Source organism: Erwinia sp. AC075 (assembly GCF_979253995.1).
Map to the genome: position 1 here is coordinate 2,194,057 of NZ_CEEDEU010000001.1, position 21,616 is coordinate 2,215,672.

A 21,616-nucleotide genomic window follows, 5' to 3' on the forward strand; every position below is an offset into this window, starting at 1 on the left:
TCTTTGTGTGGGTCAATTCTGACCATTTCCCCGGCCTTTATGCGGGCCGTTTCAGACCGCCGCCGACAGGCTGCTGGCGACCCTTCGCAGCTCTGACACGGGCTTGTGGCCTATCAGCATAAAGCTGTGCTGTTGCTGCTGCCAGTACACCACGTTCATGCCACGGCGTTGCTCTTCGGCAAATCCGCGATCCGTCGGGTGAACCGCACCGGTAATGCACAGCGCCAACGGCCCGCTGTTTGGGTCATCCCAGACAATCTGCGCAATGGCCTTGTCATCGTAATTCAGCATTCTTGCGCCCTTAAACGCGCTGCCGGGAAGCGTTAACGCGCTGGCGGAGAGCGACAGGCCCAGGTGACCGCTGACGCTGGCTATCTGCTGCTGCATGGCGCTGTCAGAAGGTGAAACCCCTTCAAAGGTCTGATGGGTGTACAGCGCCATATATTGCGCCACGGTATCCCGCCAGCCATCATCATTATCAAACAACCGTCTGCCTTTCATGCCGCCGACCACGCCCAGCGCCAGCGCAGATACCGTCGCGGCAATCAGGGTTCTGCGGCTGATGCCTGCAGATGGCGGCTTCTGCGGCTGCGCCAGTGCGGCGCTGAGCTTTTGCTGCAGGCGATCCTTCGGCGCTTCCTGCAGTAAAGGCGCAAAGGCAGCCGAAAAATCCACGCTGGCGCGATCGAGCTCGGCCAGTCGCTCGGCCAGCTCCGGGTCATCACTGAGCATTTTTTCCACCTGCTGATGCTGTTGAACCGTGAGTTGCTTATCAAGCCAGGCCACCAGCACCTCGTCGGAAATGGGCGCGCCGTTCTGCCACTGGGTCATACTTCCCCCCTTTTGTTACGTCTGACGCCCACCACCACGCCTTTGGCCAGCGTCTGTCTGGCGTTTGCCAGTCGGCTCATGATGGTGCCAATCGGCACCGCCAGCGTGTCGGCGGCTTCCTGATAGGTAAAGCCCTCAACGTAGACCAGGAATACGGCATTGCGCTGGGCTTCCGGCAGGCGGTTGATCCGTTCACGCACCTGCTGCGCCCAGAGGTGATCGGCTTCGCCTTCGCTTAGCTGGAACGCCTGCTCATCCACGTCATCAATATTTTGCTGTTGCGTCAGATGGGTGGCCCGAACCTGATTGATCCACACCGAATGCAGAATGGTAAACAGCCAGCGGTCCAGGCGGGTGCCGGGAACATACTGGCTGCTTTTTTCCAGCGCGCGCAGGCAGGTCGCCTGCACCAGATCTTCGGCCACATCCCGTTTGCGGGACAGCACCAGCCCGTAACGCCATAAACGCGCCAGATAAAGCGGCAGTTCAGCGCGAATATCGTGGTGATTCACCGGTGCTCCTTGGGCTGCCGTGGATTAACTTTCCGGGTGGCCATCGATGGCGGCAGAGAGATCGCGGTACTCTTCGCAACCGGTGCCACAGATGCCTTTGATAATATTCAGCTGCTCACGCGCCATCGCCGGCTGCTGCTTGACCATATAAGCCTCACCGAGGTATTCCCGGACTTTGGCGTAATGCGGATCGAGGGCGATAGATTTCTGATAATAGCCAATCCCTTCGTCGGTGCGTCCCAGCTTGCGGGTGGCATAACCGCGATAATTCCAGGCTTTGGCGGTATTGGGTTCTTTCAGCTTATTCAGCGTTTGCAGCGCCTCATCATAGCGGCCGGCTTTCGCCAGCGCGTAGGCATAGGCGGTGCGATCATTATCATTGATCATACTGGTTTTATCGGCCACACAGCTTTTGGCTTTTTTATCGTAGATCTGCCCTTTCGGACAGGTTGGCGGCTTGTCATCATCATCGCCCATGGCGTGAACCATTCCGCTCACCAGCACGCCCGATAAGGCGGCCAGACATAACACACGACTGATTTTGCTCTTCATTTTTGTGACTCCTGTAGAGTACAGCAGAGGGTTACTTCAGTTTTGGGATCATGCGTTTTAACGTGCCGTCGCGCAGCGCGTAATGGTGCAATAGCGCCACCACGGCGTGGCCGCCGGCCAGAACAATAATCAGCCAGGCGTTGTAGTAATGAAGCGATCCCAACAGCTTACGCAATGAACTTTCGATATAAACCAGATCGGACAGATCGCCGAAGCCGAAGAAGGCGAACGGTTCGCCCTGCGCCCAGCGAAACAGGAAACCTAACACCACCTGGGCGATCAGCAATAAATAGAGCAGGCCGTGGACGGATTTCGCGCCGACATGCGCCGCGCGGGAAGGGCTGGCCGGCGGCAGACGGCGGCCTTTACTGATGCGCCAGACAATGCGCACCACCATCAACAGCGCCAGCAGCAGGCCAAAAGAGATATGCAGTGATTGCAGGTCATGGCGCAGCGGCGTGCCTTTTTCCAGTCGTGACCACACCTGATAGCTGGCAAACATAAAAATGACGTCAAGCGCCGTCAGCCAGTGCAGGGCAATAGTAAGCCGGTCGTAATGAACAGGAGCGGAAGTCTGGTGCATGATGATGTTCCCCGTGAGTAATTACAGGGTTAACAGTTCAGGGCAGGATTTTATTCAGGTCGTTTTGTTCTAAGGAAGGCGTTTCTTATAAAGAACAGGCCACTTTCGTGGCCTGTTGTGCTTAGCGGTGACGCTGGCGAGCGCGAACAGGCTCTTTAGCCAGCAGAGAGACCACACAGGGTCCGGTCAGCATTAGCACACCAACACAACCCAGCAGCAGGTTGTTGTGGATCACGCGGGAGAGCATATAAAGCACCAACATCGCTGCGCCAAAATAGTAGGTGGTGGTGACGTCTTCTAAGAAGTCGCCCACCCGGCGCAGACGTGGCAGTCGCTGAGTCAACAACATGGCGGTAAACACGCTGGCATACATCGCCAGAAATACCGTGCTGACCTGCAGCAATGCCTGGTGCTTCCAACCCCACACCAACCCTGCAATCAGCAGAAGGTGGAGCGCGATATGTACACAGGTTTGTCCGGTGACAATCTGAATACGGTTAGACCATTTCATTTTCTTCTCCTGGCAGACCCAACAGAGGTCGCCCAGCCTTGTTAACACAGTAAGTGATAACGAATTTCCTCAGACTAACGTAGTTTTCGGATAATGCCGCAAAGAACGCCGTTTCAGGGCACTCTTTTGTGACAAAGACTACACTTTACCTTTCGTACATTGAAAAGGAGAGCGCGCACAGTATGGCACAAAATGCTCAAGGATTTTCATTAAAAGTCCTGACGATCAATACACACAAAGGTTTTGCCGCTTTTAATCGCCGCTTTATCCTGCCTGAACTGCGTGATGCAGTACGTGCAACCGCGGCGGATATTGTCTTCTTACAAGAGGTAATGGGAGCGCCTGCCATCAACCAATTGAAGGTTGAGAACTGGCCAGACACACCTCATTACGAATTTTTGGCCGACACCATGTGGAACGACTATGCCTATGGCCGCAATGCGGTTTATCCCGAAGGACATCATGGTAACGCCATCCTGTCCCGCTACCCGATCCTGAAGTTTGAAAACCGCGATATTTCGGTGGAAGGCACCGAAAAACGCGGGCTGCTGCATTGCCAGGTTGCCATTCCCAGCCACGAGCAGCCGCTGCATGCCATCTGCGTGCACCTGGGTCTGAAGGATGCCCACCGCCATGCGCAGCTGAAACTGCTGTGCGAACTGGTCAACAGCCTGCCGGCCGATGCGCCGGTGGTGGTCGCGGGCGATTTCAACGACTGGCAGCAAAAAGCTAACGCGGTGCTGAAAAAAGGGGCGGCGCTGGAAGAAGTGTTCAGCCGCAAGTTTGGCCGTCCGGCCCGCACCTTCCCTGCCCGCTTCCCGCTGCTGCGCCTTGACCGGATCTATGTCCGTAATGCCGGGATCAGCCACCCGCAGACTATCCCGCTGCGGCCCTGGTCCCATCTGTCCGATCATGCCCCGCTGGCTGTGGAGATCCACCTATGAAAATGGAATGGCGTGACGGTAACCGCCTGCGCCTGCTGGAAAATGGCGAACAGTATTTTCCGCGAGTCTTTGAAGCCATTCGGCGGGCAAAGGAAACCGTGCTGTTGGAAACCTTTATCCTGTTTGAGGACGAGGTGGGAAATGCGCTCCATGAGGTGCTGCTGGACGCGGCAAATCGCGGCGTCAAAGTGGAGATGATGGTGGATGGCTACGGCTCCAACGATCTCTCAACCGAATTTACCCAAAGCCTGACGGCGGCCGGTGTACGTTTCCTTTATTACGATCCGCGCCCGCTGATCTTTGGTATGCGTACCAATATCTTCCGTCGCCTGCACCGTAAAATTGTGGTCTGCGACGGGGAGATTGCCTTTGTCGGCGGCATCAACTTTTCTGCTGAGCACAATTCCAGCTATGGCGCAGAAGCCAAGCAGGATTATGCGGTGGAAGTGAAAGGCCCAATCGTCGATGACATCACGCTGTATGTGCAGCAGGCCATCAACAGCGAACAGGTGACTCGCCGCTGGTGGGGCGCCCGCTCCCATCGCCCGGCGAAAAATGTGACGCCTGGTGATGCGCAGATCCTGTTTGTCTGGCGAGACAATGATCAGCACCGTGATGACATTGAGCAGCACTATATCGACATGCTGCGTAGCGCAAAGCAGGAAGTGATCATCGCCAACGCCTACTTCTTCCCCGGCTATAAGCTGCTGCGGGAGATGCGCAGTGCCGCACAGCGCGGTGTGTCGGTGAAGCTGATTGTACAGGGCGAACCGGATATGCCGATTGTTAAGGTGGGCGCCGAGCTGCTCTATAACTACCTGGTGGGCGGCGGTGTGGAAGTGTATGAATATATTCGCCGTCCGCTGCATGCCAAAATTGCCGTACAGGATAACCACTGGTCAACGGTGGGTTCCAGCAATCTCGATCCGCTGAGCCTGTCGCTAAACCTTGAGGCTAACCTGATGATCCACGACCGCACCTTTAACGAAGTGATGCGTGGCAATCTCAACCGCCTGCTGACAGAAGATTGCCAGCGGGTGGAGGAGAGCCAGTTACCCAAACAGAACTGGCGCCAGCTGGCAAAAAGCATCGTGGTGTTCCATTTCCTGCGTCATTTCCCGGCCATTGCTGGCTGGCTGCCCGCGCACACGCCGAAGCTGGCGCAGATTGCGCCGCCGGTACAGCCAGAGCTGGAAACCCAGGACCGTGTTGAATCCGACAATGAGCGAGTAAAACCCTGATGTCTGCTGCGCATTCCCGCTGGAAGTGGGTGAAGAAAATTCTCACCTGGCTGTTCTTTATCGCCGTTATCGTGCTGCTGGTTATTTACGCGCGCAAGGTCAACTGGCACGACGTGGTTGAGGTGATCAGCAACTATAACCGCTTCGCTATTTTCGCCTCGATCGCGCTGGTGGTGGTCAGCTACCTCACCTATGGCGTGTACGATCTGATTGGCCAGGCCTATTGCGGTCACAAGCTGCAAAAACGCCAGGTGATGCTGGTATCGTTTATTTGTTATGCCTTTAACCTGACGCTCAGCACCTGGGTTGGCGGCGTGGCGATGCGCTACCGGCTCTATTCCCGGTTAGGGCTGGATGGCAGCACCATCACCCGTATTTTCTCGCTCAGTATTGCCACTAACTGGTTGGGCTACGTGCTGGTGGCCGGCGTGGTGTTCACCTCCGGCTGGGTGCCGATCCCGTCAGGCTGGTTTATTGGCGAAGGCACGCTGAGAACCATCGGTGCCGCACTGCTGGTGTTTGTGGTGGTCTATCTGGCGCTGTGCGCCTTCTCTAAACGCCGTCGCTGGACCGTCAAGGGCCATAAGCTGGCGCTGCCCTCTTTCCGCATGGCGATGTTGCAGTTTGCGGTATCCAGCGCCAACTGGCTGGTGATGGGCGCGATTATCTGGCTACTGCTGGCGCAGAAGGTCGACTATCCGCAGGTGCTGGGCGTGTTGCTGATCAGCAGTATTGCGGGCGTGATTATCCATATTCCGGCGGGGATTGGCGTGCTGGAAGCGGTGTTCCTGGCGTTGCTGGGCGGCGAGCATCTGTCGCACGGTTCGATCATTGCCGCGCTGCTGGCGTATCGTGTGATTTACTTTATTGCCCCGCTGCTGCTGGCGCTGGTGCTCTATTTGTGGCTGGAGAGTCGGGCGAAGTCATTGCGGGCGATGAACGAGCGGGAGAGAGAGAAACAGGCGTAAAACAAAGGGGGCGACGGGAATCGCCCCCTCTTTCTTAGCGGCGGTTACCGAAAATACGCAGCAGCATCAGGAACAGGTTAATAAAGTCCAGATACAGCGTTAATGCGCCCATAATGGAATAACGACGCAGGTTCTCTTTGTCTTCAACATTGATCCCCTCACCGATATTTTTCAGTTTCTGCGTGTCATACGCCGTCAGCCCGACAAACACCAGCACGCCGATATAGGTCACGGCCCACATCAGCGCGGTGCTTTTCAGCCAGATGTTCACCACGGACGCCAGCACGATCCCGATCAGCGCCATAAACAGCATGCTGCCCATGCCGCTCAGGTCGCGCTTGGTGGTGTAACCCCAGAAGCTCATCACACCAAACATGCCGCCCGCCACCAGGAAGGTCCCGGCGATGGAGGAGTAGGTGTAGACGAGGAAAATGCTCGCCATGGTTAAACCGGTCAGCGCGGAGTACAGCATAAACAGGCCGGTGGCGACCGCCCCGCTCAGCTTATGCACCATACCGGACAGCACGAACACCAGACCGAGCTGCACAATAATCAGGCCATAGAAGGTGATGCGGTTAGCGAAAACCATCTCCATCACCGCAGGCGTGTTGGCGGCAAACCACGAGACAAACGCGGTCAGCAACAGACCGCAAGTCATCCAGCCATACACCTGTGCCATATAGGTCTGCAGGCCGGTATTGGCCTGCGAAACCATAGAACTGTCGGAACGTGGATATCGATCCATGATGCTCTCCTGATGCTTAAATTAACGATGTGAACACAGGGAAAGGGCGCAACGCGCCCCGCCCCGGTCGTGGTTAAGTCTGGCACACTCAGGGGAAGATAAGCCAGTCCTGCCCCGGGCTTTTTACGTAAGCGTTTATCCGGCATGGACGTTATCGGCGGAAACCGCTCTCGTCCGCATAAAGATTGTCCATATTTTGCCGATAGAGTGAACAGATGGAGAACAGCTAACAGGAAGTTAATACGCGTCATCTCTTACATCGGGGAAGCCAGAATGCAGACCACGCCGTCACCTAAGCGGAAAATGAGCACGCGCACGCTTATGCTCCTGACCGGAGCCATGACCATCACGCTGGGCTTCACTATCACCATTGGTTTTCTCAGCTGGGAGTCCAGCCAGCAGCAGCGCAAGCTGGCAGAGAATTATCTCGGCCAGATTGCCGAGAGCAAGGCGCTAAGCGTACAGAAGGACCTGGATTATGCCCGCACGGTCGCACGCAATCTTGGCCAGAGTTTGATTGCCCTGCCCCCGGCCGGGATCACCGACCGTAAGATCGGCGAAGAGCTGATGAAGTACTCCCTGAAACAAAACCCTGACTATCTGTCGATGTCGGTAATTTTCGAAGAGAACGCCTTTGATGGCCGCGATGCCGAGTTCGCGCAGCAGCCTGACGCGGCGCCTAAAGGCCGTTTTGCTCGCTTTGTCGATCGCGACAGCAGCGGCAATTTTGCCCTGCATAACCTCGACTCAATCTTCAAGCCCGGCCAGGGCGACTACTATCTGGTCCCACAGAAACTGCAGCAGGATATGTTGATTGAGCCTTACAGCTACGCCTATAACGGCGTGCCGACCCTGCTGACTTCGGTCGCGGCGGTGGTGATGGACGATAACAAGCTGAAAGCGGTGATCACGTCCGATATCTCGCTGGCGTCGCTGCAGAAAACCGTCGGGGCCATCAAGCCGTGGGAAGGCGTGGGTTACGCTCTGCTGCTGTCCAACAAGGGACTGGTGGTCTCCAGCCCGGACAAAGCCATGTCCGGCAAGCCGTATAAAGGGGAAACCGACAAATTTACCCAGCAGGTCGTGGAGCATTTTGACGACTCGCTCGGCGAAAAGGTGCTGGAAACCTGGCGACCGGTCACCGTCGGCAACAGCCAGTTCCCGTGGTATCTGGGCATCGTCACTCCGGTCAGCGCGGTGATGGCTGAAGCTAACCGTCAGCTGATGAACGCGCTGATTATGATGATTCTCAGCATTGTCATCGTGTGCTCGGTGCTGGGTCTGCTGTTCAGCCGTAAGATTTCTAAACCGATCGGCGGCGAACCTTCACAGGCCGCAGCGATTGCGCTGGGCGTCTCCGAAGGCAATCTGACTGCCGACATCCCGGTGGGCGATCGTGACCGCCAGAGCATTTTCTTTGCCATGCAGACCATGCAGCAGCAGTTGAGAACCATGGTCGGCGAAATAATCTCCGCCAGTGATTCGGTCCGTCAGGGTGCCGAAGAGATTGCTTCCGGCAATCTGGATTTGGCCTCACGCACTGAACAACAGGCGGCAGCGCTGGAAGAGACGGCGGCCAGCATGGAGCAGTTAACCGCCACGGTGAAGCACAATGCCGATAACGCCCATCAGGCCACCTCGTTAACCGAAAACGCCACCGATATCGCGCAACGCGGCGAGTCGCTGGTGCAGCAGGTGGTGCAGATCATGCAGCAGATTGACGAGAGTTCCCGCAAGATTGGCGCGATCACCAGCATCATCAACGGCATTGCCTTCCAGACCAATATTCTGGCGCTGAACGCGGCGGTAGAAGCAGCGCGCGCAGGGGAACAGGGTCGCGGATTTGCGGTGGTGGCGGCAGAAGTTCGCAGCCTGGCGCAGCGCAGTGCCAACGCGGTTAAAGACATTTCCGCGCTGATTGGCGAATCCACCCTACGCGTTAATCAAGGGGTGTCGCTGGTGCAGGATGCAGGCAAGACCATGCAGGAGATGACCACCGCGGTGAACTCGGTGAAAACCATTATTGGCGAGATTGTGCATGCGTCCGACGAGCAGTCGCAGGGGATTGGTCAGGTGACGGTGGCGGTCAATCAGATGGATGGCGCCACTCAGCAGAACTCGGCGCTGGTTCAGCAGATGTCTGCTGCCGCCGCTTCGCTGGAGGACCAGGCGAAGCAGCTGGCGCAAACCGTGCAGATTTTCCGGCTGGATGCCGCTTAAGGCGTCGGTTACTTCCCGCGCGCCAGGCAACTCTGGTAACGACCGTCGACGCGCTGGGCAAACCAGGCGGTGGTCAGATTGCGGGTGATTTTTGGGCTTTCCAGCTTAATGCCTGGCAGCATCTCACGCGGTTGAGGTCTGCCAGCATTTTTATCCGCCATCGCAAACACCTGCTTCCACAAATCGGTTTTAACAAAGTCTTCGCTGTCGCCCTTCTCCAGCGCGCTGCGGATGCTGCGGTTGCTCATATCCAGACGCGTGCTCAGCGTCCTGACCGCCAGCTCCGTCGATCCCGCCGCATCTGAACCGTACTGAATCAAATCACCGTCCAGCGCCAGTTTAATGCCGCTTAACCGCGAAACGGCGGCCTGGAAGGCGGCGTTGCGGCTGGCATACCATCCGGCATTGAAGTCAGCAAAACGGTAGATCTGGCGAGTGTAATCCGCCGGATAGCCCAGCAGGTGCATGGTGCCGAACCACACGCCGCCACGCCGGCTGAACACTTCACGGCGGATCGAGCCATCAACCGGATACGGATAGCCTTTGGCATGGGCTTCGGCAAACTCAATGCTGACCTGCATCGGGCCGCCGGTATGGATCGGATTCAGATTGCCAAACAGCTTTTGCCCCATCGGCACCATATCGATAAAGTCATCAAAAATGGCGCTCAGCTCTTTTTCGCTGCGCACGTTGTCCAGGCGATCGGTGTAGCTTTTGCCATTCGGCGATTTAATCATCAGCGCGGTACGCACCACGAACGACGGGATATGCAGCTTGCCAGCGCGGCGATCGATTTCGCCCCAGGCAATTTTCGGCAGCCCAGGCACATTGGCATCGGCATTAAAGGTGGATTCCTGATCGGTGACCGCAATCACCGAACAGAGATTGCTGACCGACGGCTCAAGCCCCTGGCCATTAAAAGCGGCGAAGATATCGTTGCTCCAGCCCTGACGATCGCTCACCTTGGCCGGTAACAGGCGGGAAATTTGCGCCTTCACGTCCACCGGACGCTGCTCGGGGAGGGACTTTTTAGGCTGGCTGCTACACCCTGCCAGCACCATCAGTGCCAGCAGAGATAGGCGTTTGGAGAGAGAACCGATCATGACTTTCCTTGTTCTGTAATAACGACCGCCCCGACGTTACACAGCGCAGCGGCAATAATCCATCGGAGGCGGCTGAATGCGGGCTATTACTTCCAGCGCGCGGCGGACTGACGATCGCTGTCACGCGATTCAACCCAGCGATCGCCTTCCGGCGTGGCTTCACGCTTCCAGAACGGGGCTTTGGTTTTCAGGTAATCCATAATGAATTCGGCGGCGGCAAAGGCCCCGGCACGGTGCGCGCCGCTGACGCCGACCATCACAATCTCATCGCCGGGAAACAGTTCGCCAATGCGGTGGATCACCGTGACGCGCTGCATCGGCCAGCGTTCACGCGCCTCAGCCACGATCCCGGCCAGCGCTTTTTCGGTCATTCCCGGATAGTGCTCCAGCGTCAGCGCCGACACGTTGTCACCCAGGTTGTGATTGCGCACTTTGCCGGTAAAGGTCACGACCGCGCCGTCTTCATCACAGGCCGCCAGCCAGCGATACTCTTCGCCCATATCAAAAGGCGCCTGCCCGACTCTGATCCGCGTTTCCATCTTACCCTCCGGTAACCGGCGGGAAGAATGCCACTTCATCCCCCGCTTTCAGCGCATGCTGCGGCGACACCAGCGTCTGGTTAACCGCCGACAGCACTTTGCCGGACTCCAGCGCCAGCGACCAGCGGTCGCCCTTCGCCGCAAGCACCGCACGCAGCTCGTCTACCGTGGCGTAATCCCGGGTGACGGTGATGCTGCCGGTACCGACCAGCTCACGCGTCTGGGCAAAAAACAGCACGTTAATCATCAGACACCGCCTTAAAATCACCGGATTTGCCGCCGCTTTTGCTCAGCAAACGGCACATCTCAATGCTGATATCTTTCTGCACCGCTTTGCACATATCGTAAATGGTCAACGCGGCCACGGAGGCGGCGGTCAACGCTTCCATCTCGACCCCGGTTTTCCCGGTGAGACGGCACAGCGACTCAATGCGGACCTGACTGTTTTCCACATCCGCCGTCAGTGTCACTTCCACTTTGCTGAGCAACAGCGGATGGCACAGCGGGATCAGCTCCCAGGTGCGCTTGGCGGCCTGGATGCCGGCGATGCGCGCGGTAGCGAACACGTCGCCTTTATGATGGCTGCCGTCGACAATCATCTTCAGCGTCTCGGGACGCATCTTCACAAAGGCTTCGGCACGGGCTTCGCGCACCGTTTCGGCCTTGGCGGAGACGTCCACCATGTGCGCCTCGCCAGAGGCATTAATATGGGTCAGTTGCGACATAAGTTCAGGGCTTCTTCACATGCGAAACAAAATTACAGGGACGGGTGCGGGCATCCAGCTGGTCCTGAATGATCCTTTCCCACGCGCTCTGGCAGGCATTGGTTGATCCCGGCACGGCAAAAATCACCGTGCCGTTGGCCACACCGGCCACGGCGCGTGACTGCAGGGTTGAGGTGCCGATATCTTCATACGAGATCATGCGGAACAGTTCGCCGAACCCTTCAATCTCGCGGTCAAACAGCGGCAGCAGGGCTTCTGGCGTGCAGTTTTTAGTGTTAAAGCCGGTGCCGCCGTTAATCAACACCACCTGAACATCACTGCTGGCAATCCAGCTGGAGACCACCGCGCGGATGCGATAACGGTCATCTTTCACCAGCGCATGATCCAGCACCTGGTGGCCCGCTTCGGCCAGCGCTTCACGCAGATAGTCGCCAGAGCTGTCACTGGTCGCATCGCGGCTGTCGGAAACGGTGAGTACTGCTACGTTGAGCGGCATAAATTCAGCCGAAGGTTTGCCCATTTTAACGTCCTTAGTGTTAACCGCCGATATAAGAGAGATTCTGCGTAATGCCGGTATTGCCCTGATGCAGGAAATGCGTCTGCTTTTTGGTACGCAGGCTGGCGGCAATCCGCTCCTGTAACGCATCCTGCTGATCGTCATTTTGCAGCAGGTCACGCAGCGACACGCCGCCATCGCCAAACAGGCACAGATGCAGCTTGCCGGTGGCGGAAACCCGCAGACGGTTACAGGTGGCACAGAAATCTTTTTCGTAAGGCATGATCAGGCCAATCTCGCCCTGATAATCCGGATGACGGAACACCTGCGCCGGTCCGGCACTGCGTTCACTGACCTGCCGCTCCCATCCCTGTAGCAACAGGCTGGCGCGGATCACCTCACCGGAAATATGGTGTTTGCGGAACAGGTCGCCGCCGTCGCCGGTTTCCATCAGCTCGATAAAGCGTAGCTGAATGGGACGGGTGCGGATCCAGTCAAGGAAGGTTTGCAGACTGTTATGATTGACGTCGCGCATCAGCACGGTATTGACTTTCACCTTGCTGAAACCGGCCTCAAACGCCGCATCGATGCCGTTCATTACCTGCTGGAATTTATCCTGACCGGTAATGGCATGAAACTGACGGGCATCCAGACTGTCTATGCTGACGTTGAGTGCCGTCAGACCGGCGTCGCGCCATTGGGCAACGTCACGCGCCAGGCGATAGCCATTGGTGGTGACCGCCAGTTGGCGGATTGCGCTGTTTTCACGCACCGCCGCGATAATCTCGGTGAAGTCGCGGCGCAACGAGGGTTCGCCGCCGGTCAGACGCACTTTTTCCGTCCCCGCGGCCGCGAAGGCACGGGTAACACGCCGGATTTCATCCAGCGACAGGAAGCTTTTATTGCTGTTGCCCTGCGGCTTGTAACCGTCAGGCAGGCAATAGTTGCAACGGAAATTGCAGACGTCAGTGATCGACAGACGCAGGTAGTAAAACTTGCGATCGAAGCTATCTTGAAATTGTGACACCAGAACACCTTCCAAATCGGGAGATGCAGGCATTTCTTTCTGCACCCTGGCAACGCGAGGTTGCGGCCAGGACACCGTATCAGGAGACTTAGGTGTCAGGGCTAAGTGTGATTTACCGAACACCGGTAAATCATGGTGGTAAAATTCTACCGCTAACCGGAAAGTCTTACCACCACAGACTTTCGCTATGTATTTTGATATATAACGTTTTTTGTCGGCAGATCACCGTTACTTTCGCTAAAATTGCCGTACTGCCAGTAGCTTGGCTGATTCATCAATAAAGCATCAACATAATGAAGGATTTTTATGCGTAATCGCACATTAGCCGATCTCGACAGAGTGGTGGCTTTAGGTGGCGGACATGGCCTTGGCCGTGTGATGTCTGCCCTTTCCCCTTTGGGTTCGCGCCTTACCGGCATTGTTACCACAACCGACAACGGCGGCTCCACCGGACGCATCCGCCGTTCAGAAGGCGGCATCGCCTGGGGCGACATGCGCAACTGCCTGAATCAGCTGATCGCCGAACCCAGCGTCGCCTCGGCGATGTTCGAATATCGCTTTAGCGGTAACGGTGAGCTGGCCGGTCACAATCTCGGCAACCTGATGCTGAAAGCGCTGGATCACCTTAGCGTACGGCCGTTTGAAGCCATCAACCTGATCCGCAATCTGCTGAAGGTCGACGCCTTTCTGATCCCGATGTCCGAGCAGCCGGTCGATCTGGTGGCGGTCGACAGCGAAGGCAACCAGATCTACGGCGAAACCGAGATTGACCAGATGCAGCTTCCGCCGCAGGAACTGCTGCTTTCCCCCAACGTCAGCGCCACCCGCGAAGCGATTGAAGCGGTGGGCGAAGCGGATCTGATCCTGATTGGCCCCGGCAGCTTCTACACCAGCCTGATGCCGCTGCTACTGATGCCGGATATGGCACAGGCACTACGCCGCACGCCCGCCACCATGGTCTTTATCGGCAACCTCGGGAAAGAATTAAGCCCAGCGGCCGCGCAGCTGACGCTGGCGGGCAAGCTGGAGATGATGGAAAAATATATTGGCAAGAAAGTGATTGATGCGGTGGTGGTTGGCCCGGCGGTGGACATCAGCAATGTCAGCGGCCGGCTGATTATTCAGGAACCGCTGGAAGCGGCGGATATCAAATACCGCCACGATCGTCAGTTGCTGCATATCGCGCTGGAACACGCAATTCAGGCCATTCAGTAAGGCTCTAAGTAAGGCCAGTGCGGGGAAAGCCGTCCGGCGTTTCCCCGCTCCTCTGCCCGCTGACCCGCCGCCACGGCTGACCGATCAGGACGCGGCGATAAACAGCTCCCGCACCTTATGCAGCTGGTCACGGATATTGGCGGCCTCTTCAAACTCCAGATTCTGCGCATGCTCCTGCATTTGCGCTTCCAGCTGGTGAATTTTCTTCTGCAGTCCTTTCGGAGACAGATCCAGGTACGGTGCATCATCTTCCACAATACGTCCGGCCTTGGCGCGTCCCCGGGATTTGTTTTTCGCCAGCCCCTGGCCCAGTTCAAGAATATCGGCAATCTTCTTGTTCAGTCCCTGCGGCACAATGCCGTTCTCAGCGTTGTAGATTTCCTGTTTGGCGCGGCGGCGCTCGGTTTCGCCGATGGCGCGCTCCATTGACGGCGTGATTTTATCGCCGTAGAGAATGGCCTTACCGTTCAGGTTACGCGCGGCGCGACCAATGGTCTGGATCAGCGAGCGATCGGAACGCAGGAAGCCCTCTTTATCGGCATCCAGAATCGCCACCAGCGACACTTCCGGCATATCCAGACCTTCTCGCAGTAAGTTGATGCCGACCAGCACATCAAACTCGCCCAGACGCAGGTCACGGATGATCTCCACGCGCTCGACGGTGTCGATATCCGAGTGCAGGTAACGCACCCGCTCACCGTGCTCTTCCAGATACTCGGTGAGGTCCTCGGCCATGCGTTTGGTTAACACCGTTACCAGCACGCGCTCATTGATTGCCACGCGTTTACGAATCTCAGACAGCAGGTCATCGACCTGGGTGCTGACCGGACGCACTTCGATTAGCGGATCCAGCAGGCCGGTTGGGCGCACCACCTGATCGATCACTTCGCCACCGGATTTCTCAAGCTCATATTTACCCGGCGTGGCCGAGACATAAATGGTCTGCGGCGCCAGCGCCTCAAACTCTTCAAATTTCATTGGGCGGTTATCCAGCGCCGAAGGCAGACGGAAACCGTACTCCACCAGCGTCTCTTTACGCGCACGGTCACCTTTGTACATCCCGCCGATTTGCGGAATGGTGACGTGGGATTCGTCGACCACCAGCAGGCCGTCCGCCGGTAAGTAGTCAAACAGGGTTGGCGGCGCTTCGCCCGGCCCGCGCGCGGAGAGATAGCGCGAGTAGTTCTCGATACCGGAGCAGTAGCCCAGCTCGTTCATCATCTCCAGATCGAACTGGGTACGCTGAGAGATGCGCTGCTCTTCCAGCAGCTTGTTGTTGTTCAGCAGCACCTTGCGCCGGTCGGCCAGCTCCACTTTGATCTCTTCCATCGCTTGCAGGATGCGCTCGCGCGGGGTCACATAGTGGGTTTTCGGGTAGATGGTGTAGCGCGGGACCACGGAAGTGACCTGCCCGGTGAGCGGGTCGAAGATCGACAGGCGCTCGACCTCTTCATCAAACAGTTCGACGCGCAGCGCATAATCGTCCGATTCCGCCGGGAAGATATCAATCACTTCGCCGCGCACGCGGAAGGTGCCTCGCTGGAACGCCTGATCGTTGCGGGAATACTGCAATTCCGACAGGCGGCGCAGGATAGAGCGCTGATCGATCACCATGCCACGGGTCAGGTGCAGCATCATCTTCAGATACAGGTCAGGATCGCCCAGACCGTAGATGGCCGACACCGAGGCGACCACGATCACATCCCGTCGCTCCAGCAGCGCTTTGGTCGCTGACAGACGCATCTGCTCGATATGTTCGTTTACCGAGGCATCCTTTTCGATAAAGGTGTCGGAGCTGGGCACATACGCTTCCGGCTGATAGTAGTCGTAGTAAGAGACGAAGTACTCCACCGCGTTATCCGGGAAGAACTCTTTCATTTCGCCGTACAGCTGCGCCGCCAGCGTTTTATTCGGTGCCAGCACCATGGTTGGCCGGTTTAAGTCGGCAATCACGTTGGCCACGGTGAAGGTTTTACCTGAGCCGGTTACCCCGAGCAGCGTCTGGTGCGCCAGCCCGTCTTCCAGCCCCTCTTCCAGACGACGGATCGCCTCGGGCTGGTCACCAGCGGGTTTGAATTCGGAGTTGAGTTTAAAGACTTTGCTCATTGAGTGGCTACCTGGTAATGAATGACGCGAACAGGATCCTAATTTTACTCTGCTACTGCGAATTTACCAGAAAAAAAGACTGGATATAATTACAGTAATTTTGCAAGATATTGCTCATGCGTTCAGCGTTGCCCTTTCCCGGCCCAGTGGGCAATCAGCAATGCGGCTGGTCGGACAGGTTATCCCCAAAAGAGGAAGCGCTTTAACATTTGTCAAGCAGCACTGACAAAATGCGGTGAGCCAGGCAACTGAGATTTTTCGGGTGCTTGATTTTAACTAACATATTGATAAATCACCCTTTGCGCTCAAAGATGAGTTTCGCGTCAACTCGTGCTCAACCCGCGTCCGCTCTCGCCTGCCGTAAGTTTTCAGACGCTCATGCACATGGTTATCCACAGGAATGGTGGATAACTGATTTGAGCGCCCGAGCCGTCTGATGTGTATAAAACCGCATTGCCCTGCGATCGGGGCCGCAAATATTTTTTTTTGCATTATTTTCGCCTGACGCTTGAGGATTAATGGTCCTGAAAGGCATATTTCCCCCGTTGCCGCTAGCCTTATTTCGACGTTTTTTTCAGTTTGATGACAGTCGCGGGTTGCCACTGAGACAGGCAACTGCACCAGAAATGATTCGTCCATAGCACTGACAAAGTGCAGCGGAATATTACCCCGGGCAATTGTTTAAGTTTTATTACTAATTACTGGTGCTAATCATCAGGCGGGCGGGCGTTTTCTGAGACTTTTGCCAGGTTGGCCTGCCAATTGCAAGACTCTGTCTAACCGCCTCACGCTTTCATAACACCAGAGCGAGGAGCACAAAGCCGCAGGCGTCTCGCATGAGACGTTGACGACTGTTTGCCACACGACGTAGAGCGGATGCAACCAGGTGCGATCGAAAACTGTCTGGAGGAGAGTGTCAGATGCTCAGCTTACGTTCAATCAACCAATTTTATGGACAAAATCACATCCTGTGGGATGTTGATCTGGATCTCGCCCCAGGCACCTGTACCGGCGTACTGGGACGTCCCGGCATGGGAAAAACCACGCTGGTCAACTGCATCATGGGCCATCTGCCGATTAACAGCGGCTCGATGACCTGGCAGGAAGCCAACCGCCCGCCGCAGGATCTGCTGCTGCAGCCGATGGAGCAACGGGCTGCGCTGGGCATTGGCTATGTGCCGCAAGGGCGACAGCTTTTCTCCCAGCTTAGCGTGGAAGATAACCTGCAGATTGCGCTGCTGGCCGGCGCGGGCCTGGAACGCCATCGGGCCATTCCGCAGATGGTCTATGACCTGTTCCCTGCCCTCTACTCCTTGCGCCATCAGCGCAGCGGTGATTTACAGATTGAGCAGCAGCAGCAACTGGCGCTGGCCAGAGCGCTGGTGTTGCAGCCGAAGCTGTTGATCCTGGATGAGCCAACCGAAGGCATGTCGCCGTGGCTGGAAGAGGAGATGGGCAACCTGATCCATCGTCTGAATCACGATTTCGGCCTGACGATCCTGCTGCTGGAGCAACGCATTTCGTTTATCCGTAAGGTGGCGGATTACTTCCTGCTGCTGCATCGGGGCCGCAACGTGGCGCACGGCAAAGTCGCCCAGCTGGACGAAAGCATGCTCAATACCTGGATGACGGTGTCTTGACGGTAAGGTGGGCGGAGGAAACTCCGCCCGAAGGGTTAACCGTTATAACGGCAGCTGCACGTACTGTGCCAGCTGGTCGAACTGTTCTGGCTGCGTCAGATAGGGGATCTCTCCCAGCATTGGCGCCGGCAGCCGCTGTTTAAGCGCCGCCAGATACTCGGTGTGGCGTTTTCCCGGCGGTTGAATGTCATTGGCTATCCAACCCGCCAGACGCAGTCCGCTGGCCTGAATTGCCTGTGCGGTCAGCACCGCATGATTGATACAGCCTAACTTCACGCCTACCACCAAAATCACCGGCAGCTGTTCCGCCACCGCCCAGTCGGCAAAGGTGGTCTGCTCAGAGAGCGGCGTAAACCAGCCACCGGCCCCTTCCGTCAGCACCCAGTCAGACTGCGCGGTTAACGCGGCCAGCCCGGCAGAAAGCTGCTCAAAGGTAATCGGCCGGCCTTCTTCGGCACTGACGATATGCGGCGAGGTCGGCTCTGCGAAAGCCAGAGGGTTGATGCTGTCATAAGGCAGTTGCAGCACGCTGTACTTTTGTAGCGCCAGCGCATCCTCATTTCTCAACCCGTCTGCCGTCATCTCGCAGCCTGAAGCGACCGGCTTGTAACCCACGCTGCGAAATCCCGCCGCGTTGGCGGCCTGAAGCAGGGCTGAACTGGCAACCGTTTTGCCCACTTCCGTATCCGTTCCGGTGATAAACCAGCGTTCACTCACGATGCATAACTCCATAAACCAGATGATAACTCAGTAAATATCCCCGCCGATCGCGCGGCCAGTGCTGCTCCAGCTGTTGCAGATGCCGGCGGCTAAGCAGTCCACCGTGACGGCCCTGATGCAAATGCGTGGCACCAATGCCTTTCAGTGAACGCAGCGCACTCAGCACGTCCGGGAATCCAACGGTCAGCGTTTGTTGCTTCAGTTTCAGCGGCAGATGCTGGCCCGCGTGGGCGATGGCGTCGAAAGGCAAAAAGCGGTTAACCGGGGCGGGTAAATCCAGCGGTTGCCAGGCGGCGGACAGCTCATGTAATGAATCGGCAGACAGCGTCGAGAACAGCACCTGGCCGCCTGGCGAGGTCACCCTGTAAAGTTCTGTCAGTGCCAGCGATAAGTCACTGCACCATTGCACCGCAAGGTTGCTCCAGCACAGATCAAAGCTCGCATCACTGAACGGCAGCGCTTCGATATCGCCCGGCTGATAGCAATCTGCGGTGTGTAACGCCTGCGCCTGAAACAGCATTTCTGCAGACAAATCAAGCGCGGTCACATGGTTACCGGCGGCGCGCCAGTGCTGGCTGAACCAGCCCGGACCGCAGCCCGCATCCAACACTTTCTGCCCCTGCTGTCGGTTGGCATAGCCGGCCAGCGCTTCGCCACAGAGGCGTTGCAAGCCGGCATGTTGATTGTAGCTCTGCGCCGCCCGGCCAAACGCCTGTGCAATCGCCTGTTTATTAACGGTTTGCATGTTGCAGTCCCTCCAGCAGGCGATGAATATCTTCCGGCCGATGCGCCGCACTTAAGGTGATCCGTAAACGGGCGGTGCCGGGCGGAACCGTCGGTGGCCGGATAGCCGTCACCCAGCATCCCTGCTGTTGCAGCCTGTCGGCCAGGGCCAGCGCCTGCTGCTCTTCGCCGACGATCAACGGCTGGATCGCCGTGGCCGACGGCAGTAAAGCCAGCCCCAGCGCCTGCGCGCCCTGACGGAACAGCGCAATATTTTGCTGCAGCCGCTGACGCAGTTCGTCACCCTGCTGAATGCAGGCCAGCGCGGTCTGCAATGCCCAGGCCTGCGCCGGTGGCATCGCCGTGCTGTAGATCAGGTGGCGGGCAAACTGCAGCAGATAATCAGCGGTGTCATCATCACACAACACCGCCGCCCCGCTCAGGCCAAAGGCTTTACCAAAGGTGACCACCAGCAGTTCCGGTTTAACCTGCTGCTGCCAGCAGCTGCCGCGTCCCTGCTCGCCGGTGGTGCCAATGCCATGCGCATCGTCCACCATCAGCCAGCTTCCCTGACGCTGAGATAAGCGGTGAAGCTCCGCCAGCGGCGCGCTGTCGCCATCCATGCTGAAAACGCCTTCGGTGACCACCAGCGTCTCGCCCCCGGCCGGATGTTGCAGCAGTTTTTCAAGCGCAGCCGGTTGATTGTGTGCGAAGCGACGCAGGGTAGCGGGACTGTGAGCCGCCGCTTCGAGCAACGAGGCGTGCGCCAGCTTATCGGCGAAGATGCGGTCATTTTTCGCCAGCATCGCCGCAATCACCGCCTGATTGGCGGCAAAGCCGGAAATAAATACCAGGGCGCGTGGATAACCCAGCCAGTCGGCAAGCTGCTGCTCAAATTCCGCCTGTGGCGCATGATAACCGGTGACGTGCGCCGATCCGCCGGCCCCGACGCCATAACGTTCCGCACCCTGTTGCCAGGCCTGAACCAGCCTCGGGTCATGGCTCAACCCAAGATAGTCATTGGCGGCAAAGTTCAGATAGCACGTGCCGTCAATCTGCAAGGTCCGCGCATCGCTGTGCTGGTTAACCCGACGGGTGCGCATCTGCCCTTTTTGCTGGCGCCCGGTCAGCGCCAGGGAAATTCGATGCTGCCAGCTCACTTACACCGCCGCGTTGTAAAACTGGTCGGTATCAGCGGTCATCAGCTGTCCTGCCAACGCCTGCTGCTGCTCGTTGTCACCCGCTTCGGTGGTGGTGTGGCGCGGATTCAGGCCCAGCTTGTGGAACAGTTGCAGGTCTTTGTCTTCTTCCGGGTTCGGCGTGGTCAGCAGTTTGCAGCCGTAGAAGATGGAGTTTGCCCCGGCCATAAAGCACATGGCCTGCGTTTGCTCGCTCATCTGCTCACGTCCGGCAGACAGGCGCACGTGCGAGGTGGGCATCATGATGCGGGCAACCGCGATGGCGCGGATAAAATCAAACGGATCGACATCGTCGTTATCGGCCAGCGGCGTGCCTTTGACTTTTACCAGCATATTGATCGGCACGCTTTCCGGCGGCGTCGGCAGATTCGCCAGCTGCACCAGCAGGCCCGCACGATCGTTGACGGTTTCGCCAAGGCCGAGGATGCCGCCTGAACAGACTTTGATCCCGGCATCACGCACTTTGCCCAGCGTATCCAGGCGTTCCTGATAGCTTCGGGTGGTGATGATGCTGCCGTAGAATTCCGGCGAGGTATCGAGGTTGTGGTTGTAGTAATCCAGTCCGGCGTGCGCCAGACGCTGCGCCTGCTCTTCGCTCAGCGTGCCCAGCGTCATACAGGTTTCCAGCCCCATTTCCCGAACGCCTTTCACCATCTGCTCAAGGTAAGGCATGTCACGTTCGTGCGGGTTTTTCCAGGCTGCGCCCATACAGAAGCGATCCGAACCGGCCGCTTTTGCTTTGCGGGCCGAGGTCAGCACGTCTTCCACTTCCATCAGCCGCTCGGTGGCGAGGCCGGTTTTATAGCGTGAGCTTTGCGGACAGTATTTACAGTCTTCCGGGCAGGCGCCCGTTTTGATCGACAGCAAGGTGCTGACCTGCACCTGGCGGGGATCGAAGTGCTGGCGATGCACCTGCTGAGCTTCAAACATCAGTTCCAAAAAGGGTTTATCAAACAGGGCCTGAGCCTGTGGGATCGTCCAACGAGTTGCCATTGCGTGCTCCAAAAAAAATCTGT

Annotated in this window: 23 protein-coding genes and 1 riboswitch; of the genes, 6 read left to right on the forward strand and 17 right to left on the reverse strand. The window is 57.4% G+C overall.

Features of this window, described 5'->3' with window-relative positions:
- Window positions 1-51: 51 nt before the first annotated feature.
- From AC0IXH_RS10285 to AC0IXH_RS10305, 5 genes are all read right to left on the reverse strand, one after another.
- The gene (locus AC0IXH_RS10285) at window positions 52-831 is read right to left on the reverse strand and encodes an anti-sigma factor family protein (protein WP_471720399.1); all 780 of its coding nucleotides are present in this window, start codon (window positions 829-831) and stop codon (window positions 52-54) included.
- Window positions 828-1,343, reverse strand: coding sequence for an RNA polymerase sigma factor (locus tag AC0IXH_RS10290; protein ID WP_053145995.1), 516 nt, complete (start codon window positions 1,341-1,343; stop codon window positions 828-830). The genes AC0IXH_RS10285 and AC0IXH_RS10290 overlap by 4 nt, the downstream gene beginning before the upstream one ends.
- Window positions 1,344-1,367: 24 nt before the next feature.
- On the reverse strand, window positions 1,368-1,895 hold the full coding sequence (locus AC0IXH_RS10295; RefSeq protein WP_013201383.1) for a tetratricopeptide repeat protein: 528 nt from the start codon (window positions 1,893-1,895) through the stop codon (window positions 1,368-1,370).
- A 31-nt stretch (window positions 1,896-1,926) separates the two neighbouring features.
- Window positions 1,927-2,478, reverse strand: coding sequence for a cytochrome b (locus tag AC0IXH_RS10300; protein WP_471720400.1), 552 nt, complete (start codon window positions 2,476-2,478; stop codon window positions 1,927-1,929).
- Window positions 2,479-2,599: 121 nt separating this feature from the next.
- A complete protein-coding gene (locus AC0IXH_RS10305) occupies window positions 2,600-2,989 on the reverse strand; it encodes a YbhQ family protein (RefSeq protein WP_013201381.1) in 390 nt (129 codons plus the stop codon).
- Between the two features lie 182 nt (window positions 2,990-3,171).
- On the opposite strand from AC0IXH_RS10305, the gene AC0IXH_RS10310 reads away from it, so the two are divergent.
- Genes AC0IXH_RS10310 through AC0IXH_RS10320 form a run of 3 tightly spaced genes read left to right on the forward strand, consistent with a single transcriptional unit; the run spans window position 3,172 to window position 6,142 of the window.
- Window positions 3,172-3,933 (forward strand): endonuclease/exonuclease/phosphatase family protein, encoded by a 762-nt coding sequence (locus AC0IXH_RS10310; protein ID WP_013201380.1) that lies wholly within the window; start codon window positions 3,172-3,174, stop codon window positions 3,931-3,933.
- Window positions 3,930-5,174 (forward strand): cardiolipin synthase ClsB, encoded by a 1,245-nt coding sequence (gene clsB, locus AC0IXH_RS10315; protein WP_013201379.1) that lies wholly within the window; start codon window positions 3,930-3,932, stop codon window positions 5,172-5,174. The genes AC0IXH_RS10310 and clsB overlap by 4 nt, the downstream gene beginning before the upstream one ends.
- Window positions 5,174-6,142, forward strand: a complete 969-nt coding sequence (locus AC0IXH_RS10320) for a lysylphosphatidylglycerol synthase domain-containing protein (RefSeq protein WP_346565934.1) — start codon at window positions 5,174-5,176, stop codon at window positions 6,140-6,142. Before clsB ends, AC0IXH_RS10320 begins: the two co-directional genes overlap by 1 nt.
- 34 nt (window positions 6,143-6,176) lie before the next feature.
- On the opposite strand, the gene AC0IXH_RS10325 is transcribed toward AC0IXH_RS10320, so the two are convergent.
- Window positions 6,177-6,887 (reverse strand): Bax inhibitor-1/YccA family protein, encoded by a 711-nt coding sequence (locus AC0IXH_RS10325; protein ID WP_013201377.1) that lies wholly within the window; start codon window positions 6,885-6,887, stop codon window positions 6,177-6,179.
- Window positions 6,888-7,160: 273 nt separating this feature from the next.
- Here AC0IXH_RS10325 and AC0IXH_RS10330 point away from each other — a divergent pair, with 273 nt between their 5' ends.
- On the forward strand, window positions 7,161-9,107 hold the full coding sequence (locus AC0IXH_RS10330; RefSeq protein WP_471720401.1) for a methyl-accepting chemotaxis protein: 1,947 nt from the start codon (window positions 7,161-7,163) through the stop codon (window positions 9,105-9,107).
- Window positions 9,108-9,115: 8 nt separating this feature from the next.
- Here the strand turns inward: AC0IXH_RS10330 and AC0IXH_RS10335 are convergent, their stop codons facing one another.
- From AC0IXH_RS10335 to moaA, 6 genes are all read right to left on the reverse strand, one after another.
- On the reverse strand, window positions 9,116-10,210 hold the full coding sequence (locus AC0IXH_RS10335) for a DUF1615 domain-containing protein (RefSeq protein WP_346595006.1): 1,095 nt from the start codon (window positions 10,208-10,210) through the stop codon (window positions 9,116-9,118).
- 86 nt (window positions 10,211-10,296) lie between these two features.
- The gene (gene moaE / locus AC0IXH_RS10340; RefSeq protein WP_013201374.1) at window positions 10,297-10,749 is read right to left on the reverse strand and encodes a molybdopterin synthase catalytic subunit MoaE; all 453 of its coding nucleotides are present in this window, start codon (window positions 10,747-10,749) and stop codon (window positions 10,297-10,299) included.
- A 1-nt stretch (window position 10,750) separates the two neighbouring features.
- Window positions 10,751-10,996: a molybdopterin synthase sulfur carrier subunit gene (gene moaD, locus AC0IXH_RS10345; RefSeq protein ID WP_013201373.1), complete on the reverse strand. Its 246-nt coding sequence runs from the start codon at window positions 10,994-10,996 to the stop codon at window positions 10,751-10,753.
- Window positions 10,989-11,474 (reverse strand): cyclic pyranopterin monophosphate synthase MoaC, encoded by a 486-nt coding sequence (gene moaC / locus AC0IXH_RS10350; RefSeq protein WP_013201372.1) that lies wholly within the window; start codon window positions 11,472-11,474, stop codon window positions 10,989-10,991. The genes moaD and moaC overlap by 8 nt, the downstream gene beginning before the upstream one ends.
- Window positions 11,475-11,478: 4 nt before the next feature.
- Entirely contained in the window at window positions 11,479-11,994 is a 516-nt protein-coding gene (moaB, locus tag AC0IXH_RS10355) for a molybdenum cofactor biosynthesis protein B (protein ID WP_013201371.1), read from the reverse strand.
- A gap of 16 nt (window positions 11,995-12,010) precedes the next feature.
- Window positions 12,011-13,000, reverse strand: a complete 990-nt coding sequence (gene moaA, locus AC0IXH_RS10360) for a GTP 3',8-cyclase MoaA (RefSeq protein ID WP_151038752.1) — start codon at window positions 12,998-13,000, stop codon at window positions 12,011-12,013.
- A riboswitch (molybdenum cofactor riboswitch) is annotated at window positions 12,987-13,117 on the reverse strand. It overlaps the preceding gene by 14 nt.
- 186 nt (window positions 13,118-13,303) lie before the next feature.
- On the opposite strand from moaA, the gene AC0IXH_RS10365 reads away from it, so the two are divergent.
- On the forward strand, window positions 13,304-14,212 hold the full coding sequence (locus tag AC0IXH_RS10365) for a gluconeogenesis factor YvcK family protein (RefSeq protein WP_013201369.1): 909 nt from the start codon (window positions 13,304-13,306) through the stop codon (window positions 14,210-14,212).
- 84 nt (window positions 14,213-14,296) lie between these two features.
- Here AC0IXH_RS10365 and uvrB read toward each other — a convergent pair whose 3' ends face one another.
- Complete coding sequence (uvrB, locus tag AC0IXH_RS10370; protein WP_013201368.1) at window positions 14,297-16,318, reverse strand: excinuclease ABC subunit UvrB; 2,022 nt, start codon at window positions 16,316-16,318, stop codon at window positions 14,297-14,299.
- A 920-nt stretch (window positions 16,319-17,238) separates the two neighbouring features.
- Here uvrB and AC0IXH_RS10375 point away from each other — a divergent pair.
- Window positions 17,239-17,958: an ABC transporter ATP-binding protein gene (locus AC0IXH_RS10375; RefSeq protein ID WP_013201367.1), complete on the forward strand. Its 720-nt coding sequence runs from the start codon at window positions 17,239-17,241 to the stop codon at window positions 17,956-17,958.
- Window positions 17,959-18,000: 42 nt separating this feature from the next.
- On the opposite strand, the gene bioD is transcribed toward AC0IXH_RS10375, so the two are convergent.
- From bioD to bioB, 4 genes are read right to left on the reverse strand one after another with little or no spacing between them, the layout of a single operon-like run.
- The gene (gene bioD / locus AC0IXH_RS10380; protein WP_346599370.1) at window positions 18,001-18,675 is read right to left on the reverse strand and encodes a dethiobiotin synthase; all 675 of its coding nucleotides are present in this window, start codon (window positions 18,673-18,675) and stop codon (window positions 18,001-18,003) included.
- Window positions 18,668-19,423, reverse strand: a complete 756-nt coding sequence (gene bioC / locus AC0IXH_RS10385; protein ID WP_471720402.1) for a malonyl-ACP O-methyltransferase BioC — start codon at window positions 19,421-19,423, stop codon at window positions 18,668-18,670. The genes bioD and bioC overlap by 8 nt, the downstream gene beginning before the upstream one ends.
- Window positions 19,410-20,561 (reverse strand): 8-amino-7-oxononanoate synthase, encoded by a 1,152-nt coding sequence (gene bioF / locus AC0IXH_RS10390; protein ID WP_134823739.1) that lies wholly within the window; start codon window positions 20,559-20,561, stop codon window positions 19,410-19,412. Before bioF ends, bioC begins: the two co-directional genes overlap by 14 nt.
- Window positions 20,562-21,593, reverse strand: coding sequence for a biotin synthase BioB (gene bioB, locus AC0IXH_RS10395; RefSeq protein ID WP_013201363.1), 1,032 nt, complete (start codon window positions 21,591-21,593; stop codon window positions 20,562-20,564).
- Window positions 21,594-21,616: the final 23 nt, after the last annotated feature.

What these genes read in the sequence shown, in the direction of transcription:
- AC0IXH_RS10285 (WP_471720399.1), bottom strand. Translation starts at nt 831, where the DNA reads ATGACCCAGTGGCAGAACGGCGCGCCCATTTCCGACGAGGTGCTGGTG.
- AC0IXH_RS10295 (WP_013201383.1), bottom strand. Translation starts at nt 1,895, where the DNA reads ATGAAGAGCAAAATCAGTCGTGTGTTATGTCTGGCCGCCTTATCGGGC.
- AC0IXH_RS10300 (WP_471720400.1), bottom strand. Translation starts at nt 2,478, where the DNA reads ATGCACCAGACTTCCGCTCCTGTTCATTACGACCGGCTTACTATTGCC.
- AC0IXH_RS10305 (WP_013201381.1), bottom strand. Translation starts at nt 2,989, where the DNA reads ATGAAATGGTCTAACCGTATTCAGATTGTCACCGGACAAACCTGTGTA.
- AC0IXH_RS10310 (WP_013201380.1), top strand. Translation starts at nt 3,172, where the DNA reads ATGGCACAAAATGCTCAAGGATTTTCATTAAAAGTCCTGACGATCAAT.
- clsB (WP_013201379.1), top strand. Translation starts at nt 3,930, where the DNA reads ATGAAAATGGAATGGCGTGACGGTAACCGCCTGCGCCTGCTGGAAAAT.
- AC0IXH_RS10320 (WP_346565934.1), top strand. Translation starts at nt 5,174, where the DNA reads ATGTCTGCTGCGCATTCCCGCTGGAAGTGGGTGAAGAAAATTCTCACC.
- AC0IXH_RS10325 (WP_013201377.1), bottom strand. Translation starts at nt 6,887, where the DNA reads ATGGATCGATATCCACGTTCCGACAGTTCTATGGTTTCGCAGGCCAAT.
- AC0IXH_RS10330 (WP_471720401.1), top strand. Translation starts at nt 7,161, where the DNA reads ATGCAGACCACGCCGTCACCTAAGCGGAAAATGAGCACGCGCACGCTT.
- AC0IXH_RS10335 (WP_346595006.1), bottom strand. Translation starts at nt 10,210, where the DNA reads ATGATCGGTTCTCTCTCCAAACGCCTATCTCTGCTGGCACTGATGGTG.
- moaE (WP_013201374.1), bottom strand. Translation starts at nt 10,749, where the DNA reads ATGGAAACGCGGATCAGAGTCGGGCAGGCGCCTTTTGATATGGGCGAA.
- moaD (WP_013201373.1), bottom strand. Translation starts at nt 10,996, where the DNA reads ATGATTAACGTGCTGTTTTTTGCCCAGACGCGTGAGCTGGTCGGTACC.
- moaC (WP_013201372.1), bottom strand. Translation starts at nt 11,474, where the DNA reads ATGTCGCAACTGACCCATATTAATGCCTCTGGCGAGGCGCACATGGTG.
- moaB (WP_013201371.1), bottom strand. Translation starts at nt 11,994, where the DNA reads ATGGGCAAACCTTCGGCTGAATTTATGCCGCTCAACGTAGCAGTACTC.
- AC0IXH_RS10365 (WP_013201369.1), top strand. Translation starts at nt 13,304, where the DNA reads ATGCGTAATCGCACATTAGCCGATCTCGACAGAGTGGTGGCTTTAGGT.
- uvrB (WP_013201368.1), bottom strand. Translation starts at nt 16,318, where the DNA reads ATGAGCAAAGTCTTTAAACTCAACTCCGAATTCAAACCCGCTGGTGAC.
- AC0IXH_RS10375 (WP_013201367.1), top strand. Translation starts at nt 17,239, where the DNA reads ATGCTCAGCTTACGTTCAATCAACCAATTTTATGGACAAAATCACATC.
- bioC (WP_471720402.1), bottom strand. Translation starts at nt 19,423, where the DNA reads ATGCAAACCGTTAATAAACAGGCGATTGCACAGGCGTTTGGCCGGGCG.
- bioB (WP_013201363.1), bottom strand. Translation starts at nt 21,593, where the DNA reads ATGGCAACTCGTTGGACGATCCCACAGGCTCAGGCCCTGTTTGATAAA.